General features: G+C 66.8%; 6 protein-coding genes, 1 tRNA gene and 3 pseudogenes. 8 read left to right on the forward strand and 2 right to left on the reverse strand.

Translation table 11 applies throughout. The annotated features are described in order from the left end of the window. Nucleotides 1-610: 610 nt before the first annotated feature. The 3 genes and pseudogenes from ACZ44S_RS29515 to ACZ44S_RS29525 all read left to right on the forward strand — a co-directional run. Nucleotides 611-871 carry a ribbon-helix-helix domain-containing protein gene (locus tag ACZ44S_RS29515; protein WP_466934212.1) on the forward strand — a complete coding sequence of 87 codons (261 nt, stop codon included), beginning with the start codon at nt 611-613 and terminating at the stop codon, nt 869-871. Beyond that, nucleotides 868-1312 (forward strand): annotated as a pseudogene (locus ACZ44S_RS29520) (PIN domain-containing protein). Before ACZ44S_RS29515 ends, ACZ44S_RS29520 begins: the two are co-directional and overlap by 4 nt. Nucleotides 1313-1447: 135 nt before the next feature. After that, nucleotides 1448-1634 (forward strand): annotated as a pseudogene (locus ACZ44S_RS29525) (heavy metal transporter CzcB); the annotation flags it as partial. 308 nt (nt 1635-1942) lie between these two features. On the opposite strand, the gene ACZ44S_RS29530 reads toward ACZ44S_RS29525, so the two are convergent. Further along, a tRNA-Gly gene (locus tag ACZ44S_RS29530) sits at nt 1943-2026 on the reverse strand. A 38-nt stretch (nt 2027-2064) separates the two neighbouring features. Beyond that, nucleotides 2065-2874, reverse strand: a complete 810-nt coding sequence (locus ACZ44S_RS29535) for a GntR family transcriptional regulator (RefSeq protein WP_466934214.1) — start codon at nt 2872-2874, stop codon at nt 2065-2067. Between the two features lie 80 nt (nt 2875-2954). On the opposite strand from ACZ44S_RS29535, the pseudogene ACZ44S_RS29540 reads away from it, so the two are divergent. From ACZ44S_RS29540 to ACZ44S_RS29560, 5 genes and pseudogenes are all read left to right on the forward strand, one after another. After that, nucleotides 2955-3232: pseudogene (locus tag ACZ44S_RS29540) on the forward strand (hypothetical protein). Between the two features lie 508 nt (nt 3233-3740). Further along, nucleotides 3741-4010 carry a hypothetical protein gene (locus ACZ44S_RS29545; RefSeq protein WP_466934216.1) on the forward strand — a complete coding sequence of 90 codons (270 nt, stop codon included), beginning with the start codon at nt 3741-3743 and terminating at the stop codon, nt 4008-4010. Further along, nucleotides 3979-4710, forward strand: a complete 732-nt coding sequence (locus ACZ44S_RS29550) for a GntR family transcriptional regulator (RefSeq protein ID WP_466934218.1) — start codon at nt 3979-3981, stop codon at nt 4708-4710. The genes ACZ44S_RS29545 and ACZ44S_RS29550 overlap by 32 nt, the downstream gene beginning before the upstream one ends. Next, nucleotides 4707-4967 carry a hypothetical protein gene (locus ACZ44S_RS29555; RefSeq protein ID WP_466934219.1) on the forward strand — a complete coding sequence of 87 codons (261 nt, stop codon included), beginning with the start codon at nt 4707-4709 and terminating at the stop codon, nt 4965-4967. The genes ACZ44S_RS29550 and ACZ44S_RS29555 overlap by 4 nt, the downstream gene beginning before the upstream one ends. Nucleotides 4968-5869: 902 nt before the next feature. Continuing rightward, nucleotides 5870-6613, forward strand: a complete 744-nt coding sequence (locus tag ACZ44S_RS29560; protein WP_466934221.1) for a hypothetical protein — start codon at nt 5870-5872, stop codon at nt 6611-6613. Nucleotides 6614-6704 lie beyond the last annotated feature (91 nt).

Raw genomic sequence — 6704 nt, forward strand, 5'->3', positions numbered from 1 at the left:
GCGACCGATCTCTGTAGAGATACGGATCAGAAGGTTGTGAGGGGGGTGGGTGCGGAGCCATTCGGCGTCCCGGGACCCAGTGGTCCGGGGACCCCTGTCCGGCCACCCCCCTTGGCCGCCGTGTTCTTCGTCCAGAACATCGAACCGGCTGATCTCTGCCACGGAAGCTAACAGCCCTCACTGACAACGCCCATGTTCACCCTCCCGGCAGACGTGCCAGATCCGCGCCTGGGCGGTCGTGCCGGTGGCCGCGCCGTGCGCTGGACCGACCCCTATCCGTCGTGCCGGGGTGCCACGATGGCCGCCAGGGTAGGCATGACCGGGCTCACTACCGGACCACGGCGCTGGTTGCACGGCCGCCGAATCAGCAGATCGAGACGGGGAGTTCGACTCTCCGTCCGTTGTGGTCGTACCGGCGGAAGCTCGTCGGCGGCGGCTTCAGCCGTGTCGACGGCTCGACCGAGGTCTTCGGGGTCGTGGGCGCGCTCGTGGCGTACGTGCTCGACCTGGCCGAGCGGCACGCTGAGGGAAGTGAGGAAGGTGGCCCTCGACCACTGAGGACAGCTCAACAGGCATACATCATTCTGGTACATGGGCTGTGTCTTGGTACATGTCCATGAAGCGCACGAACGTCTACGCCGATCCCGAGGACCTGGCGATCATCAAGGAGGCGTCCAAGAGGCGGGGCCTAAGCGAGGCCGAAATCATCCGTCAGGGGATTCACCTTGCGGCGATGGCGAACCGAGTCCGGGACGAACCGTTGTTCTCGCGGACGTTCGAGGGGTCGGGGCGCACGCCGTCCAAGACTGAGGTCCGTGACACGGTCGCCGACGCGGTCCGCCGCAAGACGGACTCCGGAATTGCCCAGTGATCATCGTCATCCCTGATACATCCGGCCTTCTTGCCGCTCTCGACGCGACCGACCCGGAGCATAGGGGCGCGAACGAGTCGATCATGGCGGCCGGTCTCCTGATCATGTCCCCGCTCCTCCTGGCGGAACTTGATCACGTGGCCACGCGTGAGTTGGGGCGCGAGGCCGCTCTGAGCGCGGTCGACGACCTGCGGCGCTGGATGAGCCGGGGTCGTGTCGTGATGCCGGAGATCACGGCGGACCACCTGGGTGCCGCCCAGTCCGTCCGAGTCCGCTACGGCGGGCTCGACCTGGACCTCGCCGACGCGGTGAACGTGGCGCTTTGCGGCCGACTACGACACGGACGCGATCCTCACCCTCGACCGACGGGACTTCCGGGCCGTACGGCCATTGGGCCGTCACAAGGTGTTCCGGGTACTCCCGGACGACCCTCCGCTCTGACGCGAGAGTCTCGGCGGCCAAGCGCCTGCTCCCGCGAGGAGTTGTGTCCCCTCTTGTCGAGATGTGCGATCAGCGGGGTGCGTCCGGAGCCCTTCGGGACGGGCAGGCGGTGCAGGGCTGCCACGTCGCGTGCCGGGTATCCGGTGGCTCGCCGCGGGCCGTGCCATGGCCGAGGCCGAGCGTTTCGGCACTCCGCAGGTGCTCGCCATAGGTGTTCGCGTGCAGACGCACGCCCTGGTTGCGCGGGAAGCACACCGTCCAGGCCGTCGAACTGGTACGTCACACCGCGACCCAACTGACCGGCTCCTACGACCGTCGTACGAGTGCCCGTTCGAAAGGTGATCAGTCGGAGTGAGGAGGGCCTATGGCCTGCTGTCCTGCGGTGGCGTACCGCTCGCACGCTCGGTCCGTTCGGGTGCCGGGGCCGGCGGCCGCTCCGGGCCAGGGGCGGTCGTGCCGGTGCCGGGTATGGCGGTCTCACCCGGGATGACCCGGAGCGGCGTGCCTGCCGCGGCCTCGTTCTCCTCTTCCCTACTCCTTCTTCATGGCACGGGCCTCGGCCTTGAGGATGCGGGCCGACTTGGACTGGACAACAAGCGACCCCCGGGTCAATGACCTGGGGGTTGGGGTTGGAGCGGGTGACGAGAACCGAACTCGCGCTCTCAGCTTGGGAAGCTGAGATCATTTGCGGCTGGCTCGGCCGCTGAGCTGCGCGAACGGTACGGATGCCGCCTCGTCGGTCTTGGCGGCTTTCACCGTGGTTCCCCGCTGTTTCCCGCTCGGTCTGGTGCGCTTGTGGTGCGCGGCTGGCGACTGATCGGAATCTCGTAGACGATCTCGCAGAGTGCGGCGGGCACGACGATGTCCGCGGTCTCCACGGGCCGCCCCTGGTCGCTGTAGTACGTCCGCCGGATGTGGGTGACGAGCGCGCCCTTCTGGATGCCCAGGAGTGAGGCCTCCTCGGCGGTCGCCTGCCTCGGTTCCGGCTGCTCCACGGCGTGGGTGACGGTGATGCCGATCTCCGCCATGCGGTTCACGACACCCGCTCCGGCGTGCGGCCCTCCCTCGGGGAGGACGACGAGTGTGCCGGCGGTGAGGTCGTACGGCTCCCAGCTCGTCGACAGCTGAACCGGCCTGCCGTTGGCGAGGAACTCGTACGCCGTCCGCACGCACAGCGCGCCTTCGGCGATACCGAGACGCGTGGCGATCTCCGCCGGTGCCGGAACCTTGGCCTCGGTCCGGCTCTCCCAGTCCCCCTGCCTGCCCACGGCCTTCATGTCCGCCCGGAACGGGGAGCCGCTGAGCTGCTCGCGCGCCGATGACCGGACCATCCGTACGCGCTGCCGTGGCTCGGCGACGTAGGTGCCGGAACCGGCGCGGCCTTCGAGCACACCCTGGGAGATCAGCAACTCCTGTGCCCGACGCACCACGTTGTCGCCGACGCCGTACTCCTGGCCGATCTGGGCGCGGGAGGGGAGCCGTTCCCCCGGCTCCCACTCGTGCTCCGCGATCCGCCGCCGGAGCTCGTCGGCGATGCGGAGATAGGGCGGTTGCTCAGGCATATGGAAAATCTAGTCCACTAGCTCTAATCTAGTTAACTAGCTTTACTCAACGTGATTGCCGCTAACCGGAGGGCTGCCCTGTGCCTGCTTTCAAGGAGCGCGCGGAGGCCATCGCCGCCCGGTTATCGGCCGTCGGGCTCGCCACGCGTGTGGACGAGCGCGACGACTGCACGGCCATCGAGGCGGAGGTGCCGGAACCACTCTCCGCACAGTCATGGCGGGAGGCCCTGGAGGCGGTGGCTACGGCCGACCGCTTCGGCCTCCTCGCCACCAGATCGAACGACCGCACCCTTTGGGCGGTCGTACGCAAACGGTCCCCACGACGGGCGATGTCGGGGGACCGGGCTATCAGCGATAGGGGCTGAACACCGTGCTCAATCGTATCCGCCGTACCGCCTCGCACCTCAGGGAGCGGTACCTCTACAAGGGCCGGCACCGTCGCTCCGAAACTCTTGCGCGGCCGGTGGCCGTGTCCCCGGAAGTCGCTTACGGCGCAGTGTTGTTCCTGCGTCGGCACCGCGAGCACACGGGCGTTCTCGTGGGGGAGGAGACGGCGCTCGTCCGCCCGTACGTACTGGCCAGTGAAGCGCGAGCACGGCACCGCTCGGCGGCCGTGAGCTGCGCTCCCCTCGCCGCCCCTTGGTACGCCTCGGCGGGTGGCCGCTGATGCCTTCCCGCCAACGACCGCACACCACCCAACCCGGGCCCGACTCCTACCGGTCGACCTCCTGCCGCATCGGCACACACCACACCTGTGCGGAGTCGTCCCCGCTCACCGCACCGGTCGACGTGCCGGTGATCTATGAAGCCTGCGCCTGCTCGTGCCACACCATCGCCAAGTCCCCAGTCCCGACAGAGGCGGCACGGTGAGGGGGCCGGCACTCAGCGGCGCGGTGCTCTCCCCTGTCGAGATCACCTCGGCCAGCGTGCAGCTCGGCGACGTCATCAAGGTCGGGGGCCAGCAGTGCCGGGTGACCGACCTCTTCCAACTGCCCGGCGGAGCCAAACGACTCGTGTTCGACTCGGGCGAGTTGCTGACCATCCACACGGGGACCCGACTCGTCGCCCTGCGGCTCGTGCGAGTGAGAGGCGGTGACCCCGCCCGTGCCCTCACGACGCGACGCCATCGCCGGTGACCTCCGGGATCGGATCGTCACCGGCCGACTCAAGCCTGGCGAACGCCTGTCCTCCGAGACGTACTTGGCCGCGCAGTACATGGTGAGCACGCCGACGCTGTGGAACGCCCTCGCCGCGCTTCAGGCGGAAGGCCTCGTCGAGAAGGTCCACGGCAAGGGGAACTTCGTTCGCCGTCCGGTCCGCAGGATCACGTACGTGGGAGGGGGCCGGACGCCGGGCACGCACATCGTGGATCTCGCGCCCCTGAACGTCACCGTCCGTACCACCAGGGTTCGGGCCCGCGGGCATCTCGCGGCCCTGCTGAAGCTGCCGACCGGCAGTCCTCTCACGGAGATCCTCTGCCTCGGCCATGAGGACGAGAGACCTCACAGCCTGGCGCGCATCTACGTCCCCTGCGACTTGGCGCCGGCCACCATGCTCCGCGAGCCACTCCCGTACGAGGCGGTGGTGACAGGACTGATGAAACTCCGCCCGCCGCCGGCTGAGGTCCGGGAGGAGATCAGCCTTCGTCTCCCGACACCAGAGGAGGCGTCCACCCTTCGGATCAGCTCCGCCCTGGCAGTCCTCGTCGTCACACGCCAGACGGCCGACACCACTGGGCGCGTGGTCGAGGCGGCCCTCCTGGTGCTGCCCGGAGACCGCGCCGACGCGGTGTTCACCACTCACTACGTGATCGACGAGAGGCCGGCGAAAATATGACGACGTCAAACGAACTGCGACTCCTCCCCTGGACAGGGCCCGACGGCAAGCCGTGCTTCCTCAGCACCGATGACAGCCGCGGCTACATGTCCCGCCTGGCCGACCACATCGAGTCAGTACAACTCGGCACGGCAGCCGAACTCCTGGACCAAGCGATCGACATGCTGGCCGCCGACACGGCTCCGGACGACATGCGGCTTCTGGCGAAGAACCTGGCCGGAGCCCTGAGGGACACGCTCCGCGTGGCGACCAGCTGAGGCCGCCGCCTGGACAGCCGGCCCGCTGATTGCTCTTCCTGCTGACCAGCGGGCCTGACGAAGCCCACGGTTCCGACCAGTTCGGATGCCGTGGGCTTCTGCCGTCGGCGGTGCTGCGGTGTGACTACCGCATAAGGAGTTCGTTGACTCGTCGGTACTGTCCAGGAGCCACCTGGCCATGCTGCCCGTGTCGGACCGCCCATGAGCGTCTGGTGTCGTTGATGTCACTTGTAGATGTCAGACCGGCACCCCTGTATGTGCTCGTTGGCCCATGCGACCCAGCGCAATCCTGGCCACTGGAACTCTGAACGTAGGGCTTGCCGGAGAAGCCCTACGGCAGGGCGCAGGGCGTGACACATCCCGCGCCCCGCCTTTCGGCTGCTCAGAACCCCGCGGACATCACGTCTCACTCAGTCAAGAACTTCCTCAGAGTGAACCCAAGGGTGGCTACACCGATGAAGGTTGCACCCCCTGCCCCAAGCGCGGCGTAAGCAGGCGCTCCCACCGTCCAGAGAGCGGCGGTGCTCAGCATTGCGGCGATGAGTGCACCGAGCATGATGACTGCCGCCCAGAGGCCTCGGAGCGATGAGTCGTGGTTGGACAACCTGTATCAATCCCCTCATCAGTGGACTGCGGCAGCTCTAGGTCGGCCGCTCGACAATCTCCTGCTTGACTGAGGCGATGTTGGCAGGCGAAAAACAGCAGGTCAAAAGGGGTGAATGACGTTCTTGAAGGAGACATCCGTCGTTATCAACGGAGTCGCCATCCTTTGTGCTGCAGAGGTGCACGCTCTTGCTGTAGTCCCCCGGCCTCTGTAATGGGATCTATAAAGAAGCGCCTTTGACCCCCGTGTACCCCTGTAAGCTCCATATCCCTGTTTCTCCTGCGGGAAGGTAAAAGACGTGCCGCTTGATGGACGTCAGTCTGAGGCGCTCGTCTACGTGCGACGGGTAGCGGAGAAGGCGAAGAGGCGGGGGTACATCCCGTTTCCACCGGGGTTCGTCATCGCGTCTGAGGACGACGATGCCCCTCCGCCGCTAGCTCGGCTCATCCAAGGCGGGCGCGGGGGCAGGGTGCGCCTCAGGCTTTACATGTGCATCACCATGATGGCCACGAAGGAGCCCTTTGACCTGCGGAGGCCGCCGGGTCCGAACGGCTGGACACAGATGCTCGCACTCGACCCAAAGACGGGACCAAGGCAAGTTGCCAACAACTTGAAGTGGCTGGCGGAGAAGGGATTCATCGACCTCCAGCCGCAGTGGGGACGGCCCTCAGCGATCACGCTGCTCAGTGCCAGTGGTGACGGAGGGGTGTACACACAGCCAAGGGATGAAGGCCGCTACGTTGGCATGCCGGTTGAGTTCTGGACGCAGGGTTGGTTCCTCCAACTGTCGCCGACGGCAACAGCCCTACTGTTTGCCCTCCGAGAGGCCACCGGAGGGCACTCGGAGCCGCGGTACATACACACGGCGAGGCGTCAGCGATACGGGCTGTCCTCGGACACGTGGACTAAGGGCCGCAAGGAGCTCGAGACGCAGGGGCTACTGACCGTCAAGCGCGAGCCGCAGGGTGACTTCTATGACTTTACGCGGCTGAGGAACGCCTATCAGCTCTTCTTGGAGCGGCTGGACGATCCGCCCTTCTAGTACTCCAGCAGCGTTTCGCTATCTGGCCTGGTCAGAGGCGTCGTCGGGAGTGTAGTTGGCTGCTGGCACGTCAGGGGCGGTCTTGCCGGAC

This window comes from Streptomyces malachitofuscus (genome assembly GCF_055571035.1).

Coding starts and splice junctions, on each gene's coding strand:
- ACZ44S_RS29535 (WP_466934214.1), bottom strand. CDS start 2,874: ATGCCTGAGCAACCGCCCTATCTCCGCATCGCCGACGAGCTCCGGCGG.
- ACZ44S_RS29555 (WP_466934219.1), top strand. CDS start 4,707: ATGACGACGTCAAACGAACTGCGACTCCTCCCCTGGACAGGGCCCGAC.
- ACZ44S_RS29515 (WP_466934212.1), top strand. CDS start 611: ATGTCCATGAAGCGCACGAACGTCTACGCCGATCCCGAGGACCTGGCG.